Raw genomic sequence first — 16,602 nt, 5'->3', positions numbered from 1 at the left:
GTGTCAACCCGCCACCGGAGCCGCGGCGGCGGCGTCGGTTTGTGGCTCATTGACATCGACCGCGATGGAGATCGGGCCGGCGGCCATCTCGGTCTCGCCGTCGTCCTCACCGAGCGGGTCGGGCGATTCCTCAAGTTCCACGTCCAGCCGCTCGGTGACCGTGCCCGACACGTCCAGCGTGATCTCGTCGATCTCGCCCAGCCGCACGCGCACTTTCGCGCCGCGCGGCAAGCCCTGCGCGCCCACGGCCGCGAGCACCAGCGGCAACTCGTCGGCGCGCACCAGGTTGTCCTTGAAGGCGGTGGCCACCAGCTCGGTGACGCCGTTTTGCTGCAGGTATTTGAGCGTCCAGTAGCGCTCTATGCCGGCCTGGAAGCCGTTGTAGGCGCTGTAGGCGGCGTCAAAACCCGAGATGATGGAAAACAGCTCGGCATCCTTGGGCTTGAAGGGCGCGGCCAGCGCGGCCGTGCGGCCGTGGCGCGCGCAGGCGATGATCTGCCACTGGTTGACCAGGTCGGTGTAGCGGCGCAGCGGCGAGGTGCTCCAGGCATAACTCTTGACGCCTATGCCCGCATGCGGCAAGGCCTTGGTGCCCATGCGCACCTTCACGCCGGGCGCCAGGCTGGCCTGGCTGCGGTAGATGCCGGGCACGCCGTGCTCGGCCAGCCACTGGCCCCAGGTGCTGTTGGCCAGGATCATGGCCTCGGCCACGATCAGGTCCAGCGGCGCGCCGCGCTGGCGCGTGCTGATGCTGACGGTTTCGTTGCCTTGGGGCTCGCCGCCCGTGGGGTTGTCCAGGCGGAAGTTGTAATCAGGCCGGTTGAAGTTCTCGGGCTTGCCGCGCACGATTTCGCGCTGCGCCTTCAGGTGTTTTGCCAGCCGGTGCAGGAAGGTGAGCTCCACGCCCCAGGGCACGCCGGTGGGCGGGCTGCTTTGCGCGGCTTCAAAAAAGGCTTCGGTGAAAGTGCTGTCCAGCATGTCGTGGCGCAGGTTGCTGACGATGGGCACCTGCTCCAGCCGCGTGGCGCTTTCCTTGATCTCCAGCGTGGCTTCGTCGAGCGTGAGGTAGAGCGACAGGGCCGGGCAGTTGCGGCCTTCCTGCAGCGTGTAGCTTTTGACGATTTCGTCGGGCAGCATGGTCAGCTTGTAGCCCGGCATGTAGACGGTGGACAGCCGCGCGCGGCCCACCGCGTCGATGGGGCTGCCGGGCAGCACGGCCAGGCCGGGCGCGGCGATGTGTATGCCCAGCGTGACAGTGCCGCTGCCCAGGCCCTGCACCGACAGCGCGTCGTCGATCTCGGTGGTGGCCGAGTCGTCGATGGAAAAGGCTTTCACGTCGGCCAGCGGCAGCTCGTCCTTGACTTCGGGCGCCTGCAGCGCCGGAAAGCCCGTGCCCTTGGGAAAGTTCTCGAACAGGAAACGCTTCCAGTGGAACTGGTAGGGCGAGGCGATGGCGCCGGCCTTCTGCAACAGATCCAGCGGCGCGGTATGCGTGGCGCGGGAGGCCTCGACCACGGCCTTGTACTCGGCGCTGTTCTTGTCGGGCTTGAACAGGATTTTGTAGAGCTGCTCGCGCACCGGCGCCGGGCATTCGCCGCGGCCCAGTTCCTCGGCCCAGGCGGTGATTTGCGCCGCCACCTGTTTTTTCTTCTCGATGGCGGCCAGCGCCTGCTGCAGGATGTCGGCGGGCGCTTTCTTGAAGCGGCCCTTGCCGGCACGGCGGAAGTAGTGCGGCGCATCGTAAAGGCGGAACAGCGCGGCAGCCTGCTGCTCCAGCGTGGCGGGTTTGCCGTCGGCGCTGAAGTAGTCGCGGGCCAGGTCGGCAAAGCCGAATTCGCCTTCGCCGGCGAATTCCCAGGCCAGGTCCAGCTCGATGTCGGTGCTCAGTTTCTGCCCGGCGGCCATGAGCTCGGCGGGCGAGGGCTTCTCGAATTTCAGCAGGGCATTGACGCCCTTGACCTTCACGCGCTTGCCCGAGTCGAGCTCCACCTGCAGCGAGGCGTCGCTCTCGGACAAAATGCGGCCGGCCAGAAACTTGCCGGCTTCTTCAAACAATACAAACAAAACGGAATCCCTTTGGTGTCTTTGATGACTTGCGCCTAGTGTAATCAGCCCCCGTTCAGGGCCGGCTTTCAGGCCAGGGCGAGGAAATCCAGGATTTCGGGCACATGCGTGTCGAAGTCGCTCAGCGCATGGTCGCCGCCTTCGAGGATGCGCAAGTGGGCGCCCGCATAGCGGGCCGCCATTTCACGCCAGTCCAGCACCTCGTCGCCCTTGGCGATGATGGCCAGGTAGTTTTCAGGCGCCTTCAGTGGCCCGGCGTGCTGGGCTTTCAGTTCGTCGACAAAACGCGGCTCGAAGAAAAAGTGCTGGTCCGGGTCGTGCCAGGCGCTTTGCTCGCCGATGTAGCGGGCTAGGTCCCGCGCCGGCTCCACGGCCGGGTTGAGCAGCACGGCTTTGCAGCCGGTGCGCTCGGCCACGGCGGTGGCGTAAAAACCGCCCAGCGAGGAGCCGACCACGGCCAGGTTTTGGAAGCCGGCTTGCCGCGGCCAGCCGGCGATTTCGTCCATGACCCCGCGCAGCGCGGCCTCGGGCGAAGGCGGCAGCTGCGGACACCACCAGTGGACGGCGGGATGGCGCTGTCGCACGATGGCCGCCATTTTCTGGGCCTTCATGGACTGCGGCGAAGAGCGAAAGCCGTGCAGGTAAAGCAGATGGGTGGTGCGCATGCCGCCATGGTAGACGGGCGCCCACGGTCTTTGGGCCCCGGCCGCGGGCCCTGGCGGATAATCCCCGGCATGGCTGCCGTTTTCGACAAACCCTCTCTTTACCAGCGAACTTTGCCCCTGCTGCAGGGCTTTGACGGCCTGCTGGCATTTGCCGTCTTCCTGCTGGCCTGCGCGGGCCTCTTGATCATGTATTCGTCGGGTTATGACCACGGCACCCGCTTTGTCGACCATGGCCGCAACATGCTGATCGCCGGGGCCATCATGTTCGTGGTGGCGCAGGTGCCGCCGCAGCGCCTGATGGCCTTTGCCGTGCCGCTCTACATTGTGGGCGTGACCCTGCTGGTGGCCGTCGCGGTGTTTGGCGTGACCAAAAAAGGTGCCAAACGCTGGCTCAATGTGGGCGTGGTGATACAGCCCAGCGAAATCCTCAAGATCGCCATGCCGCTGATGCTGGCCTGGTGGTTCCAGAAGCGCGAGGGCCAGCTGCGCCCGCTGGACTTCGTGGCCGCCGTGCTGCTGCTGGCCATGCCGGTGGGCCTGATCATGAAGCAGCCCGACCTGGGCACCTCGCTGCTGGTGCTGGCGGCCGGCCTGGCGGTGATTTTTTTCGCGGGCCTGAGCTGGAAGCTGATCCTGCCGCCGGTGCTGCTGGGCCTGGTCTGCGTGTTCCTGGTGGTCTGGTTCGAGCCGCAGATCTGCGCCGACGGCGTGCGCTGGCCCATACTGCACGACTACCAGCAGCAGCGCATCTGCACCCTGCTGGACCCGTCGCGCGACCCGCTGGGCAAGGGCTTTCACATCATCCAGGGCATGATCGCCATCGGCTCGGGCGGCATCACCGGCAAGGGTTTCATGGCCGGCACGCAAACTCACCTGGAGTTCATTCCCGAGCGCACCACCGACTTCATCTTCGCCGCCTATTCCGAGGAGTTCGGCCTGCTGGGCAACCTGCTGCTGATCGCCGGTTTCATCTTCCTGATCCTGCGCGGGCTGGCCATCGCGCTGGAGGCCTCGACCCTGTTCGCGCGCCTGCTGGCGGGGGCGCTGACCATGATCTTTTTCACCTATGCCTTCGTCAACATGGGCATGGTCAGCGGCATCCTGCCGGTGGTGGGCGTGCCTTTGCCCTTTATCAGCTACGGCGGCACCGCCATGGTCACTTTGGGCCTGGCCATAGGCATGCTGATGTCCATCGCCAAGGCCAAGCGCCTGGTGCAGACCTGAGGCCGCCCGCGTGAACGCCCGTAGGGTGACCGTGATCGGCGTGGGCAATATGGGCGGCGGCATGGCGGCCAACCTGCTGGCCAGGGGCTGGGAGGTCCAGGTTTGCGACATCGATGCGGCCAAGGTGGCGGCCATGGTGGAACTGGGCGCCACGGCCATTGCCAGCCCCGCGGATGCCGCGGCGGAGTCACAGGCTTTTATCGTCTGCGTGGTCGATGCGGCGCAAACTGAAGAGGTGCTGTTTGGCAAGCAAGGCCTGGCCCGCATGCTGCAGCCCGGCCATGCCGTGATGCTGTGCCCGACCATCGCGCCGCAGGACGTCGAGTCCTTCGCCGCCCGGCTGGCCCAGCTCGGCGTGCACACGCTGGACGCGCCCATGTCGGGCGGCCCGGCCCGGGCGCGTGACGGCTCCATGAGCCTGATGCTGGCTTGCTCGCAGGCCCTATATGAACAGCAGGCCGGCTTGCTGCGGGACCTGTCGGCCAAGGTGTTCCACATCAGCGAGAAACCTGGTGACGGCGCCCGCACCAAGCTGGTCAACAACCTGCTGGCCGGCATCAACCTGGTGGGCGCGGCCGAGGCGCTGGCGCTGGCCGCGCGCCTGGGGCTGGACCTGGCGAAAACCCTGGACGTGATCGAGCAGTCCAGCGGGCAGAGCTGGATAGGCTCGGACCGCATGCGCCGCGCGATTGCCGGCGACTACGCGCCGCGCGCGCATGTGACGCTGCTTGAAAAAGACACGCGGCTGGCCGTGGCGGCGGCCCGCGCGGCCGGCTTTGAAGGCCCGCTGGGCGAGAGCGCCAGCCGGGTCTTTGCCGAGGCCCACCGGGCCGGGCTGGCGGCCGAGGACGATGCCGCGCTGTTCAAGCACCTGGGCGGCAAGGGCGGCTGAGCGGGTTTTCGCCCGGTTTTCCCTTGCCTGCGGGCAAAACCCCGCCGCCCCCGGCCCACAGGCAGACTGCCTACAATGGCCGCATGACCTCACTTCGCTCCACCACCGCCTCCGCCCCCAACAAGTCCACGGCCTCTTCGGCCGCCCGGCCTACGGTGGAGTCAACCTCGGGGCGGCTGGAGATCGCGCAGAAGCTGCTGCTGGCGCCCTTCGGCCTCACGCAGGCGCACCTGAGCCGCGCCCTCGGTGAAATCACCTCCCATGGCGCGGACGACGCCGACCTGTATTTCCAGTACACCCGCAGCGAAGGCTGGAGCCTGGAAGAGGGCATCGTGAAAACCGGCTCCTTCAGCATTGACCAGGGCGTGGGCGTGCGTGCCGTCAGCGGCGAGAAAACCGCTTTTGCCTATTCCGACGATATTTCCGAAGCTTCGCTGCTGGACGCGGCGCGCACGGTGCGCAGCATTGCCGCCGGCGGCAAAAGCGCCCGCGTCAAGACGCCGGCCGGCCGCATCGCCGGCAGCCGCTCGCTCTACCAGGGGCTGGACCCCATCGCCACGCTGGACAGCACCGCCAAGGTCCAGCTGCTGGAAAAGGTCGAAAAACTCGCCAAGGCCAAGGATCCGCGCATCGTGCAGGTCATGGCCGGCCTGGCCAGCGAATACGACGTGGTCATGGTGGCGCGCGCCGACGGCACGCTGGCCGCCGACGTACGCCCGCTGGTGCGCCTGAGCGTGACGGTGATCGCCGAACAGAAAGGCCGGCGCGAAGTCGGCTCGGGCGGTGGCGGCGGCCGTTTCGGCCTGGCTTACTTTGACGACGCGCAGGTCGCCGAATACGTCAATGACGCGGTGAAAGCCGCCCTGACCAACCTCGACGCGCGCCCCGCGCCGGCCGGCGAGATGACGGTGGTGCTGGGTTCGGGCTGGCCCGGCATCCTGCTGCACGAAGCCATAGGCCACGGCCTGGAGGGCGACTTCAACCGCAAGGGTTCCAGCGCCTTTTCCGGGCGCATAGGCCAGCGCGTGGCGGCCAAGGGCGTCACGGTGCTGGACGACGGCACGATCGCCGACCGCCGCGGCTCGCTCAACGTCGACGACGAAGGCAACGCCAGCCAGCGCAACGTGCTGATCGAGGACGGCATTTTGAAGGGCTATATCCAGGATTCGCTGAACGCCCGCCTGATGAAGGTCAAACCCACCGGCAACGGCCGGCGCGAGAGCTACGCCCACGTGCCCATGCCGCGCATGACCAACACCTACATGCTGGGCGGTGACAAGCAGCCCGAGGAAATCGTGGCCAGCATCAAAAAGGGCCTGTACGCCACCAACTTCGGCGGCGGCCAGGTCGACATCACCTCGGGCAAGTTTGTGTTTTCGGCCAGCGAGGCCTTCTGGGTCGAAAACGGCAAGATCCTGTATCCCGTCAAGGGCGCGACGATTGTCGGCAACGGCCCCGACGCGCTGACCCGCGTCACCATGATGGGCAACGACATGGCTCTCGACAGCGGCGTGGGCACCTGCGGCAAGGAAGGCCAGAGCGTGCCGGTCGGCGTCGGCCAGCCGACCCTGCGCATCGACGGCCTGACGGTGGGCGGAACGGCCTGAACCGGCCGTTTTCGGGGCTTTCGCGGACCTGTGCTACATTCCAGCTTATGAATTTCGGCAAGTTTTATTTTGCTTACTTTTGGTTCTCCAGCGCTTTCGGCGGTAGAGAGATCAAGGCGTGACCCGATAAAACGCACCGAATCTCCAAAAACCGCCGGCTCCCGGCGGTTTTTTTTTGCCCGATTTGTTTGCTGAATGTTTGTACTGAAACCTGAATTGCCCGACCGACACCCGACACCCTAGAAAAGGAAGATTGCGATGAATGCCAAAGCCACCTCCGCCAGCGACAACTGGTATGCGACCGTCGAAAAGACCAGCCAGACCGACGACGAACGCATCAAGGACATCACCGTGCTACCCCCTCCCGAGCATCTCATCCGCTTCTTCCCCATCCGCGGCACCGCCGTCGAGACGCTGATCAGCAAGACCCGCAAGGGCATCCACAACATCATCCAGGGCAAGGACGACCGCTTGCTGGTGGTCATCGGCCCCTGTTCCATCCACGATCCCGCGGCGGCGCTGGACTACGCCCGCAAGCTGGTCGAGCAGCGCAAGAAGTACGAAGGCACGCTGGAAATCGTGATGCGCGTCTACTTCGAAAAACCGCGCACCACGGTGGGCTGGAAGGGCCTGATCAACGACCCTTACCTCGATGAAACCTTCCGCATCGACGAAGGCCTGCGCATCGCGCGCCAGCTGCTGATCGACATCAACCGCCTGGGCCTGCCGGCCGGCAGCGAATTCCTGGACGTGATCTCGCCCCAGTACATCGGCGACCTGATCTCCTGGGGCGCCATCGGCGCGCGCACCACCGAAAGCCAGGTGCACCGCGAACTGGCCTCGGGCCTGTCGGCACCCATAGGCTTCAAGAACGGCACCGACGGCAACATCCGCATCGCCACCGACGCCATCCAGGCGGCGGCGCGCGGCCACCATTTCCTGTCGGTGCACAAAAACGGCCAGGTCGCGATCGTGCAGACCAACGGAAACAAGGACTGCCATGTGATCCTGCGCGGCGGCAAGACGCCCAATTACGACGCGGCCAGCGTCGCGGCGGCCTGCAAGGAACTGGAAGCCTCCAAGCTGCCGGCCACGCTGATGGTGGACTGCAGCCACGCCAACAGCTCCAAGCAGCACGAAAAGCAGGTCGAGGTGGCGCGCGACATCGCGGGCCAGGTGGCCGGCGGTTCGCGCCATGTGTTCGGCCTGATGGTGGAAAGCCACCTCAACGCCGGCGCGCAGAAATTCACCCCCGGCAAGGACGACGCAAAAGCGCTGGACTACGGCAAGAGCATCACCGACGCCTGCCTGGGCTGGAACGATTCGACGGACGTGCTGGAAATCCTGTCGGCCGCCGTGCTCAAGCGCCGCGCCAGCAAATAAGCGCTAAGGGCCGCTTGCGGGTTTGTGCGAATAGCCGCGCTACCCGCAAGTCGCCGACCATGGGCGCCTGACCAGGAGCACATCATGCGCAGCGAAGTCACCGTGAGCTTCAAGGACGGCCCGCCCGTGCGGCTGGACCTCAACGAAGTGCAGCCCATGCCGCACGACGTGGCGCGTTGGTGGCTGGACGACCAGTTCACGCAAATGGGCTGCGAGCCGCTGCGGCCCACGGGCAAGCTGCTGACCGCCGACAAGGTCGTGGTGGTGGCCCAGGCCGCCGGGCCGGCGAAATTCGCCGAGGCCAAATGGGCGCAGGAGTTCGCCCGCGCGGCCAGCGCGGCGCTGGCCAAGCCGGTGGTTCACATTGATGTGGCCGCGCTCAGCATCAGCTACTAATTAGTAGAGCCCCAGAGAGCCCCAGGCGTTCTGGGCAAAGTCAGGCCTTGAGCGCCTCCAGCAATTTGGCGTGAATCCCGCCAAAACCCCCGTTGCTCATGCACAGCAGGTGGTCGCCGGGCCGGGCCGCGGCCTTGACCTGGTCCAGCAATTGGTCAATGGTGCCGGCGACCTGGGCGCGCTCGCCCATGGGCGCCAAGGCGGCGCGCGCGTCCCAGTCCAGCCCACCGGCATGGCAGAAGGCCAGGTCGGCCTGCTCCAGGCTCCAGGGCAGCTGGGCCGTCATGGCGCCCAGCTTCATGGTGTTGCTGCGCGGCTCGAAGATGGCGAGTATGCGTTCGCCGCCCCGGCCGGCGCTTTGCAGCTGGCGGCGCAGGCCGTCCACCGTGGTGTGGATGGCCGTGGGGTGGTGGGCGAAGTCGTCATACACCGTGATGTCGCCGCCCTTGCGCGGGATCACACCGCGCACTTCCATGCGCCGCTTGACGTTCTGGAACTCCGCCAGCGCCCGCGCCGCGGCCTCGGGCGCCACGCCCACGTGCTCGGCTGCCGCGATGGCCGCCAGGGCATTGAGCTGGTTGTGCACGCCGCTGATGCCCCACTTCACATGGGCCACGGCCTCGCCGGCCTTGAGCACATGAAAGTCATGCGGCTCGCCATGGGCGGTAAAGCCGGCTTTGTTCAGCAGGCCGTTGCCAAAGAGTAGCTGCTCACTCCAGCAGCCCTGGGCCAGCACGCGCTGCAGGCTGGCCTCGGCCGCGTTCACGACCACCCGGCCTTGCGAGGGCACGGTGCGCACCAGGTGGTGGAACTGCCGCTCTATGGCCGCCAGGTCGTCAAAGATGTCAGCATGGTCGAACTCGAGGTTGTTCAGCACGGCGGTGCGCGGCCGGTAGTGCACAAATTTGCTGCGCTTGTCGAAAAACGCCGTGTCGTATTCGTCGGCTTCGATCACAAAGGTGTTGCCCTCGCCCAGGCGGGCCGAGACGCCGAAGTTGAGCGGCACGCCGCCGACCAGAAAGCCCGGTTTCAGCCCGGCATGCTCCAGGATCCAGGCCAGCATGGCCGTGGTGGTGGTCTTGCCGTGCGTGCCGGCCACGGCCAGCACGTGGCGCGGGCCGGTTGCATGGTGGGTGGGATGGTGCAGCACATGGCCCGACAACCACTGCGGGCCGCTGGTATAGGGCTTGCCGCTGTTCAGGATGGCTTCCATGAGCGGGTATTTGGGCGTCCCGTCGGCCAGCCGGGCGCGCGAGATCACGTTGCCGACCACGAACACATCGGGCTCGAAAGCCATCTGGTCGGCGCCGTAGCCCTCGATCAGTTCTATGCCCAGGCCGCGCAGCTGGTCGCTCATGGGCGGGTAGACGCCCGTGTCGCAGCCCGTGACCTTGTGCCCCGCCTCCCGCGCCAGGGCGGCCAGGCCACCCATAAAAGTGCCGCAGATTCCCAGAATATGTATGTGCATGGGGCTGTATTCTAGGAGGCCGGGTTTCGCGGGCCCGGCCCCGCCAGGGTGGCCGGCCGCGCCAGGCGCTGAACTTTGGGCCGGATCGGGAACCTAACCGGGGCACAATCGCTTCGCCGCTCTTTTCTTCTCTTCTCCCTTCTGGCTCCCGGGCCTGCCGACCTTGACCCCACACACCCTCAAATCCGAAATTGCCGCCACCGCCGCCGCGCTGGTGGTCGAGGAAGGGCTGGAATACGGCCCCGCCAAGCGCCGCGCCGTCAAACAGCTGGCGCTGCCGGCCCGCACCGAGCTGCCCGGCAACGACGAGCTCGAAGACGCGGTACGCGAATACATCGCGCTGTTCTGCGCCGACACCCAGCCGGCCGAGCTGGCCGCCTTGCGCGAGCTGGCCCTGGTCTGGATGGAGCGCCTGGCGCAGTTCCGGCCCCATCTGGGCGGCGCCGTCTGGCATGGCACGGCCACGCGGCTGTCCGATATCTATATCCAGCTTTTCTGCGATGACCCCAAATCGGCTGAAATCGCGCTGATTGAGCACAATGTGGACTACGAGCCGCGCACCGTGACCGGTTTTACCGGCGACAGCGTGGAAGCGCTCAGCTTGCGAAGTGTGTGCAAACCTTTGAACGAAACGGTGGGTGTGCACCTGATGGTCTATGACCACGACGACCTGCGCGGCGCCTTGAGGGCCGATAGCAAGGGCCGCACGCCCCGGGGCGATATCGCTGCCGTGCAAAAATTATTGATCCCCCAAGCTGGAGCTTCAGACACGTGAATCGCAGAAACATACTTTATGGCGCGACCGCCGCGGTGGCCGGCCTGGCCGGCGCCAGCGTCGCCTGGTGGAAATTCCAGCCACACCAGGTGGCGCCCGGACCGGCTGAAACGGCGGTGGTGGGCGCGGCTGGCAGCGCCTCCGACGCCTTCTGGCGCCTCAGTTTTGACACCCCGGACGGCAAGAACCTGTCCATGAGCAGCTTTCGCGGCAAGCTCCTGCTGGTCAATTTCTGGGCCACCTGGTGCCCGCCTTGTGTCGAGGAACTGCCTTTATTGGATTATTTCTACCAGGAAAACCGCGATAAAAACCTGCAAATAGTCGGTTTGGCCGTCGATCAGCCTACTGCGGTACGGACCTGGCTGCAAACCAAACCCCTGCATTTTCCGGTGGGCATGGCCGGCCTTGGCGGGACTGAGCTCAGCAAATCCCTGGGCAACCTCGCCGGCAGCCTGCCCTTCACGGCGGTGTTCAGCGCCTCGGGAGAGCTGCTGCACCGCAAGATCGGCAAGGTCCTGCCTGAAGACCTCGCGCAGTGGGCCAAGCTGGTCTAACAGGCCCATACGGGGTTTTGCACGAAAACCCGGTCAATCTGCAGCAATACGCTTCTAACAGCATTGTCTGAAGGGGATTTAGGGAAATCGAGGCCAACCGCCAGACGGTTTGGAATGGCCTCCGGCTTGATGTACACTCTGCGCTTTCCCGGGGAAAGCCGCCTGGCTCGTCCCCGCAGTAGTTAACTGATAAGCGCTTTAAGGCGTAAAAGCAGAAAGTAAGTGAAAAAAGAAGGAAGATCGGTGGTGGCGCTCCTCGTGCCCTGTTTCCGGCCTTTCAGTCAAAAGCTGCGCCGAGATCCCGCGCCAGCATCTACCGTCGTTGGAGAGAACCCATGGATTTAAGAAAACTCAAAACCCTGATCGACCTCGTCTCGGAGTCCAACGTCTCCGAGCTGGAAATCACCGAAGCCGAGGGCAAGGTACGCATCGTCAAATCCAGCGGCGCTCCCGTCGTGATGCAGCAGCCGGTTGCCATGGTAGCAGCTCCCGCGGCGGCCCCGGCTGCCGGCGCCCCGGCTGCTCCGGCCCCCGAGGCGGCGCCCGCCGCCCCGGCCGGCCATGCCGTCAAGTCGCCCATGGTGGGCACTTTCTACCGCTCGGCCAGCCCCGGCGCCAAGCCTTTTGTCGAAATCGGCAGCGTGGTCAAGGAAGGTGAGACCATCTGCATCATCGAGGCCATGAAGATCCTCAACGAGATCGAAGCCGACAAGTCGGGCACGGTCACCAAGATTCTTTCGGAAAACGGCCAGGCTGTCGAATACGGCCAACCCCTCTTCATCATTGAATAAGCGGGGCGCAGCGCCTCCTTTTCAAACCAGGCTTACCGACGCATGTTCAAAAAAATTCTGATCGCCAACCGCGGGGAGATCGCTTTGCGCATCCAGCGCGCCTGCCGCGAACTCGGCGTGAAGGCCGTGATGGTCTATTCCGAGGCCGACCGCGAAGCGAAATACATCAAGCTGGCGGACGAGTCGGTCTGCATAGGCCCGGCGCCCTCCAAGGACAGCTACCTCAACATGCCGGCCATCATCTCGGCGGCCGAGGTGACGGATGCCGAAGCCATACACCCCGGCTACGGCTTCCTGAGCGAAAACGCCGATTTTGCCGAGCGGGTTGAGAAAAGCGGCTTCAAGTTCATAGGCCCTTCGCCCGAATCCATCCGCATCATGGGCGACAAGGTGTCGGCCAAGCAGACCATGATCAAGGCCGGCGTGCCCTGCGTGCCCGGCTCGGAAGGCGCCCTGCCTGACGACCCGGTCCTCATCAAGCGCACCGCCAAGCAGATCGGCTACCCCGTCATCATCAAGGCGGCCGGCGGCGGCGGCGGGCGCGGCATGCGCGTGGTGCACACCGAGGCGGCCCTGCTGCACGCGGTGCAGACCACCAAGGCCGAGGCCGGCGCGGCTTTCGGCAATCCCGAGGTCTACATGGAGAAATTCCTGCAGAACCCGCGGCATATCGAAATCCAGATCCTGGCCGACCAGCACAAGAACGCGGTCTGGCTGGGCGAGCGCGACTGCTCCATGCAGCGGCGCCACCAGAAAGTCATGGAAGAGGCGCCGGCGCCCGGCATTCCGCGCAAGCTGATCGAGCGCATCGGCGAGCGCTGCGTCGCGGCCGTCAAGAAGATAGGCTACCGCGGCGCGGGCACTTTCGAGTTTCTCTACGAAAACGGCGAGTTCTATTTCATCGAGATGAACACCCGCGTGCAGGTGGAGCACCCCGTCACGGAGTGGATCACCGGCGTGGACATCGTGCGCACCCAGATCATGGTGGCGGCCGGCGAAAAACTGCCCTTCGCCCAGCGCGACATCGAACTCAAGGGCCATTCCATCGAATGCCGCATCAACGCGGAAGACCCCTACAAGTTCATTCCCTCGCCGGGCCGCATCACGACCTGGCACACGCCGGGCGGGCCGGGCGTGCGGGTGGACTCCCACATTTACGCCAATTACTTCGTGCCGCCCAACTACGATTCCATGATCGGCAAGATCATCGTCCACGGCGACACGCGCGAGCAGGCCCTGGCCCGCATGAGCACGGCGCTGGCCGAGACCGTGGTCGAAGGCATCAACACCAACATCCCGCTGCACCGCGAACTGATGGTGGACGCCAAGTTCATGGACGGCGGCACCAACATCCACTACCTGGAAGAGTGGCTGTCTAAACGTGAGCGCTGAACGCTGCCTGGGCGTGCGATGAGCATGTTTGAACTGATCCTGCTGGCGCCCGTTGACGAGGTTGAGACGCTCAGCGAGGCGCTGGACGCGCTCGACGCGCTCAGCGTGTCGGTGGAAGACGCCGACGCGCAGACGCCGGCGGAGCAGGCCTTGTTCGGCGAGCCCGACATGCCGCCGCCCAAGGCGGGCTGGGAACGCTCCCGCATCGTGTCGCTGTTTGCCACCGAAGCCCTGGCGCGTGACGCGGCCATTGTGCTGGTGGCGCAGGACTTTTTCACGGGCTGCCGCGTCGTCGCTGTCCAGCCCGTGCCCGAGCAGGACTGGGTGCGCCTGACCCAGTCGCAGTTCGCGCCCGTGGACATCACACCCGAATTCTGGATCGTGCCGACCTGGCACGAGCCTCCGGCCGAGGCCAAACAGGTGATTCGCCTGGACCCGGGCCTGGCTTTCGGCACGGGCACGCACCCGACCACGCGCATGTGCCTGCGCTGGATCGCAGGCCGTAGCGGGCAAGACCTGGGCCGTGTGCTCGACTATGGCTGCGGCTCCGGCATCCTGGCCATTGGTGCGGCCAAGTTTGGCTCAACCGACATCGACGCCGTGGACATCGATCCGGCCGCGGTCGAATCAACGCTGGCCAATGCCGAGGCCAACCATGTGGCGCTCAAGGCCGGCCTGCCCGAGACCGCGTCCGGCCAGTACCGCACCGTGCTGGCCAACATCCTGGCCACGCCGCTCAAGGTGCTGGCGCCCTTGCTGTGTTCCCATGTCGAGAAAGGCGGGCACCTGGTGCTCGCCGGCATCCTGGAGCGCCAGGCCGATGAGCTCAAGCAAGCCTACGCCCCCTATTGCCAGCTCAAGGTGCACGATGCGCAAGAGGGATGGATCCTGATGACCGCCGGCTTCTAGGCCGTCCCGCGGGGCGCGGCCCCTACAATACAGCGCTAAATGAGCCTGATTACGCGCTGTCCCGCATGCGGCACGATGTTCAAAGTCGTGACCGACCAACTCAAAGTCTCACAAGGCTGGGTGCGATGCGGCCATTGCGCTGAAGTGTTCGATGCCTCGGCCCATTTGCTGCCGCGCGATATGTCCGCGCTGACCGCGCCCGCACCCCTGGCAACGGCCACGCTGGCCGCCGCTTCCGAGCCCCCGCCGGAATTCGACCGCCCCACCGAACCCCAAAGCCTGCCCGCGGCGGACCCGCCGGTGGAGCCGTCCCGGCAGGAATGGGCGCCGGCCCGCTCGTTTGCCGACAGGATGCCGCTGCGGCCGTCCAGCCCCGGCTGGGACGACGCCCAGGACAGCGCCGCCGACTTCGACCCCGTGCGCTGGAAGCAGGCGCAGCAGGAACGCCAGCTCGATCCGCTGGAGCTGCCCGCCGAATCGCTGCCTGCCGAGCTACCCTTGCCGCGCCAGCCGGCCATGGTTCGCCAGGCCATCGAGGACGATTCCAGCTTCGCCTATTCGGACGTGGATTCCGGCATGCCGGGGCGGCCGATGGAGCACGACGTGTCCTTTGTGCGCGATGCGCGGCGCAAGGCCTTCTGGCGAAAACCGCTGACGCGCCTGTCGCTGTCCCTGCTGTCCCTGCTGCTGCTGGCCGCGCTGGTGGCCCAGTGGGCCGTCCAGCAGAGGGACATGTTGGCCGCGCTGGAGCCGCGGCTGCTTCCGGCGCTGCAGGCCTTGTGCGGCCCGCTGCGCTGTGAAATCCGGCCGCCTCGCCATATCGAGGCGCTGGTGATCGACAGCTCCACCTTCAACCGCGTCGCCCCCGACGCCTACCGCCTGAGCTTCACCCTCAAGAACACCGGCGTGGCGGCATTGGAAATGCCCTCGCTGGAGGTGACCCTGACCGACACCCAGGACCAGGCCGTGGTGCGCCGCGTCCTGGCGCCGGCCCAGTTCGGCGCCAAGGCTGCAACGCTGCCGGCCCAGTCCGAGCTGGCGGGGCTGGTCATCATGAAGGTCTCGGGGGACGCGGCCGGCGCGTCATCCCCTTCCTCTTCTTCTTCCGCTTCCACGGCTGCGCCCCTGCGGGTGGCGGGCTACCGTGTCCTGGCTTTTTATCCCTGATTGAAACGAGAAAAAATCAATGTCCGCTGTTATCTGTGGCTCCCTGGCGTTTGACACCATCATGACCTTTGAGGGGCGCTTTTCCGAGCAGATCCTGCCCGACCAGCTGCACATCCTCAATGTGTCCTTCCTGGTGCCGGCGCTGCGCCGCGAATTCGGTGGCTGCGCCGGCAACATCGCCTACAGCCTGCGGCAGCTGGGCGGCACGGCCCTGCCCATGGCGACGGTCGGCAGCGACGGCGCCGAGTATGTGGAGCGCATGAAGACGCTGGGCATCAGCACCGAGTTCGTGCGCCAGGTCGAGGGCACCTACACCGCGCAGGCCATGATCATGACCGACCGCGACAACAACCAGATCACGGCTTTCCATCCCGGCGCGATGATGCAGGCCCATGTGACCCGCATCGCGGCGCGCGGCGACATCAAGCTGGGCATCATTTCGCCCGATGGCCGCGATGCCATGCTGCAGCATGCCGAGCAGTTCAAGGCCGCCGGCATCCCCTTTGTGTTCGACCCGGGCCAGGGCCTGCCCATGTTCGACGGCAAGGAACTCGCGCATTTCGTCGAGCTGGCCACCTGGGTGACGGTCAACGACTACGAGGCCAAGATGCTCTGCGACCGCACCGGCTTGTCCTGCGCCGAATTGTCGCGGCGCGTGCAGGGCCTGGTGGTGACCTTGGGCGCCGAAGGCTGCGAAGTCTGGATAGACGGCGAAAAAACCCTGGTGCCGCCCGTGAAGGCCGAGGCTGTGGTGGACCCGACCGGCTGCGGCGACGCCTTTCGCGGGGCGCTGCTGTTCGGCCTGGAACAGGGCTGGCCGCTGGCACGCTGCGCCGCGCTGGGCAACCGGGTCGGCGCGCTCAAGATCGCGACGCGCGGCGGCCAGAACTACACACTGTCGGCCGAACAAATCTCGGCTTAAAGGGCGCCCCTCAGGCGGGTGGGCCGTCCTGGCCCAACGCTTTCACCAGCTCATCCCAGGCGGCGCGGCCGGCCGCCGCGGCATTTACGCGCAGCTGCTTGCGCCTGGAGGTCTCCCCGCGCGCCAGCGTGACCGCCTGCTGCGGCACACCGAGGCAGCCGGCCAGCCATTTCACGAGCGCCTGGTTGGCCTTGCCGTCCACCGGCGGCGCCTGCAGCCGCAGGCGCAGCGCCAGCTGGTCGGCTTCGCCGTGCAGGCCCACGACCTGGGTTTTGGCGGCATTCGGCACCACGTGCACGTCGACCAGCACGTCGCCGTTCTTTTCGATTCGCAGAAAGGCAAGCTCAGGCAGTGGCATGGGCGGGATGATGGCGGGCGTGGAGGAGTGGGGCG

At 66.0% G+C, this 16,602-nt stretch carries 16 protein-coding genes; 12 read left to right on the top strand and 4 right to left on the bottom strand.

The window, feature by feature from the left end:
* Positions 1-3: 3 nt before the first annotated feature.
* On the bottom strand, positions 4-2,064 hold the full coding sequence (locus AC1DUN_RS01695) for a ribonuclease catalytic domain-containing protein (RefSeq protein ID WP_477712428.1): 2,061 nt from the start codon (positions 2,062-2,064) through the stop codon (positions 4-6).
* A 68-nt stretch (positions 2,065-2,132) separates the two neighbouring features.
* Entirely contained in the window at positions 2,133-2,729 is a 597-nt protein-coding gene (locus tag AC1DUN_RS01690; protein WP_477712427.1) for a YqiA/YcfP family alpha/beta fold hydrolase, read from the bottom strand.
* A gap of 69 nt (positions 2,730-2,798) precedes the next feature.
* On the opposite strand from AC1DUN_RS01690, the gene rodA reads away from it, so the two are divergent.
* The 5 genes from rodA to AC1DUN_RS01665 all read left to right on the top strand — a co-directional run bounded on the left by rodA (position 2,799) and on the right by AC1DUN_RS01665 (position 8,231).
* The gene (gene rodA, locus AC1DUN_RS01685; protein WP_477712426.1) at positions 2,799-3,953 is read left to right on the top strand and encodes a rod shape-determining protein RodA; all 1,155 of its coding nucleotides are present in this window, start codon (positions 2,799-2,801) and stop codon (positions 3,951-3,953) included.
* A 10-nt stretch (positions 3,954-3,963) separates the two neighbouring features.
* Positions 3,964-4,845 carry an NAD(P)-dependent oxidoreductase gene (locus tag AC1DUN_RS01680; protein WP_477712425.1) on the top strand — a complete coding sequence of 294 codons (882 nt, stop codon included), beginning with the start codon at positions 3,964-3,966 and terminating at the stop codon, positions 4,843-4,845.
* Positions 4,846-4,928: 83 nt separating this feature from the next.
* Entirely contained in the window at positions 4,929-6,452 is a 1,524-nt protein-coding gene (gene tldD, locus AC1DUN_RS01675; RefSeq protein WP_477712424.1) for a metalloprotease TldD, read from the top strand.
* 258 nt (positions 6,453-6,710) lie between these two features.
* Positions 6,711-7,835 carry a 3-deoxy-7-phosphoheptulonate synthase gene (locus AC1DUN_RS01670; RefSeq protein WP_477712423.1) on the top strand — a complete coding sequence of 375 codons (1,125 nt, stop codon included), beginning with the start codon at positions 6,711-6,713 and terminating at the stop codon, positions 7,833-7,835.
* Positions 7,836-7,919: 84 nt separating this feature from the next.
* Positions 7,920-8,231 (top strand): hypothetical protein, encoded by a 312-nt coding sequence (locus tag AC1DUN_RS01665; protein ID WP_477712422.1) that lies wholly within the window; start codon positions 7,920-7,922, stop codon positions 8,229-8,231.
* A 40-nt stretch (positions 8,232-8,271) separates the two neighbouring features.
* Here the strand turns inward: AC1DUN_RS01665 and mpl are convergent, their stop codons facing one another.
* Positions 8,272-9,699, bottom strand: coding sequence for a UDP-N-acetylmuramate:L-alanyl-gamma-D-glutamyl-meso-diaminopimelate ligase (gene mpl, locus AC1DUN_RS01660; protein WP_477712421.1), 1,428 nt, complete (start codon positions 9,697-9,699; stop codon positions 8,272-8,274).
* Positions 9,700-9,862: 163 nt separating this feature from the next.
* Between mpl and AC1DUN_RS01655 the strand changes: the two genes are divergently transcribed.
* The 7 genes from AC1DUN_RS01655 to AC1DUN_RS01625 all read left to right on the top strand — a co-directional run bounded on the left by AC1DUN_RS01655 (position 9,863) and on the right by AC1DUN_RS01625 (position 16,209).
* Complete coding sequence (locus tag AC1DUN_RS01655; RefSeq protein ID WP_477712420.1) at positions 9,863-10,474, top strand: hypothetical protein; 612 nt, start codon at positions 9,863-9,865, stop codon at positions 10,472-10,474.
* The gene (locus AC1DUN_RS01650; RefSeq protein ID WP_477712419.1) at positions 10,471-11,028 is read left to right on the top strand and encodes a TlpA disulfide reductase family protein; all 558 of its coding nucleotides are present in this window, start codon (positions 10,471-10,473) and stop codon (positions 11,026-11,028) included. Before AC1DUN_RS01655 ends, AC1DUN_RS01650 begins: the two co-directional genes overlap by 4 nt.
* A 335-nt stretch (positions 11,029-11,363) precedes the next feature.
* Positions 11,364-11,819, top strand: a complete 456-nt coding sequence (gene accB / locus AC1DUN_RS01645; protein ID WP_074576241.1) for an acetyl-CoA carboxylase biotin carboxyl carrier protein — start codon at positions 11,364-11,366, stop codon at positions 11,817-11,819.
* Positions 11,820-11,861: 42 nt separating this feature from the next.
* Complete coding sequence (gene accC, locus AC1DUN_RS01640; protein ID WP_074576243.1) at positions 11,862-13,211, top strand: acetyl-CoA carboxylase biotin carboxylase subunit; 1,350 nt, start codon at positions 11,862-11,864, stop codon at positions 13,209-13,211.
* A gap of 24 nt (positions 13,212-13,235) precedes the next feature.
* Positions 13,236-14,120: a 50S ribosomal protein L11 methyltransferase gene (prmA, locus tag AC1DUN_RS01635; protein ID WP_477712418.1), complete on the top strand. Its 885-nt coding sequence runs from the start codon at positions 13,236-13,238 to the stop codon at positions 14,118-14,120.
* A 39-nt stretch (positions 14,121-14,159) separates the two neighbouring features.
* The gene (locus tag AC1DUN_RS01630; RefSeq protein WP_477712417.1) at positions 14,160-15,287 is read left to right on the top strand and encodes a DUF3426 domain-containing protein; all 1,128 of its coding nucleotides are present in this window, start codon (positions 14,160-14,162) and stop codon (positions 15,285-15,287) included.
* Positions 15,288-15,306: 19 nt separating this feature from the next.
* Positions 15,307-16,209 (top strand): carbohydrate kinase family protein, encoded by a 903-nt coding sequence (locus tag AC1DUN_RS01625; RefSeq protein ID WP_477712416.1) that lies wholly within the window; start codon positions 15,307-15,309, stop codon positions 16,207-16,209.
* A gap of 10 nt (positions 16,210-16,219) precedes the next feature.
* Here the strand turns inward: AC1DUN_RS01625 and AC1DUN_RS01620 are convergent, their stop codons facing one another.
* Positions 16,220-16,567 (bottom strand): DUF167 domain-containing protein, encoded by a 348-nt coding sequence (locus AC1DUN_RS01620; protein WP_477712415.1) that lies wholly within the window; start codon positions 16,565-16,567, stop codon positions 16,220-16,222.
* Between the last annotated feature and the right edge of the window lie 35 nt (positions 16,568-16,602).

Source organism: Polaromonas sp. P4_F6, assembly GCF_056401275.1.
The sequence above is the reverse complement of the archived record's forward strand: the minus strand, read 5'-3'. Positions and strand labels throughout refer to the sequence as shown.

Excerpts from the sequence above, each read along its gene's own strand:
- accB (WP_074576241.1), top strand. The coding sequence starts at position 11,364 with ATGGATTTAAGAAAACTCAAAACCCTGATCGACCTCGTCTCGGAGTCC.
- AC1DUN_RS01625 (WP_477712416.1), top strand. The coding sequence starts at position 15,307 with ATGTCCGCTGTTATCTGTGGCTCCCTGGCGTTTGACACCATCATGACC.
- AC1DUN_RS01670 (WP_477712423.1), top strand. The coding sequence starts at position 6,711 with ATGAATGCCAAAGCCACCTCCGCCAGCGACAACTGGTATGCGACCGTC.
- tldD (WP_477712424.1), top strand. The coding sequence starts at position 4,929 with ATGACCTCACTTCGCTCCACCACCGCCTCCGCCCCCAACAAGTCCACG.
- AC1DUN_RS01630 (WP_477712417.1), top strand. The coding sequence starts at position 14,160 with ATGAGCCTGATTACGCGCTGTCCCGCATGCGGCACGATGTTCAAAGTC.
- accC (WP_074576243.1), top strand. The coding sequence starts at position 11,862 with ATGTTCAAAAAAATTCTGATCGCCAACCGCGGGGAGATCGCTTTGCGC.
- AC1DUN_RS01620 (WP_477712415.1), bottom strand. The coding sequence starts at position 16,567 with ATGCCACTGCCTGAGCTTGCCTTTCTGCGAATCGAAAAGAACGGCGAC.
- prmA (WP_477712418.1), top strand. The coding sequence starts at position 13,236 with ATGTTTGAACTGATCCTGCTGGCGCCCGTTGACGAGGTTGAGACGCTC.
- AC1DUN_RS01690 (WP_477712427.1), bottom strand. The coding sequence starts at position 2,729 with ATGCGCACCACCCATCTGCTTTACCTGCACGGCTTTCGCTCTTCGCCG.
- rodA (WP_477712426.1), top strand. The coding sequence starts at position 2,799 with ATGGCTGCCGTTTTCGACAAACCCTCTCTTTACCAGCGAACTTTGCCC.
- mpl (WP_477712421.1), bottom strand. The coding sequence starts at position 9,699 with ATGCACATACATATTCTGGGAATCTGCGGCACTTTTATGGGTGGCCTG.
- AC1DUN_RS01665 (WP_477712422.1), top strand. The coding sequence starts at position 7,920 with ATGCGCAGCGAAGTCACCGTGAGCTTCAAGGACGGCCCGCCCGTGCGG.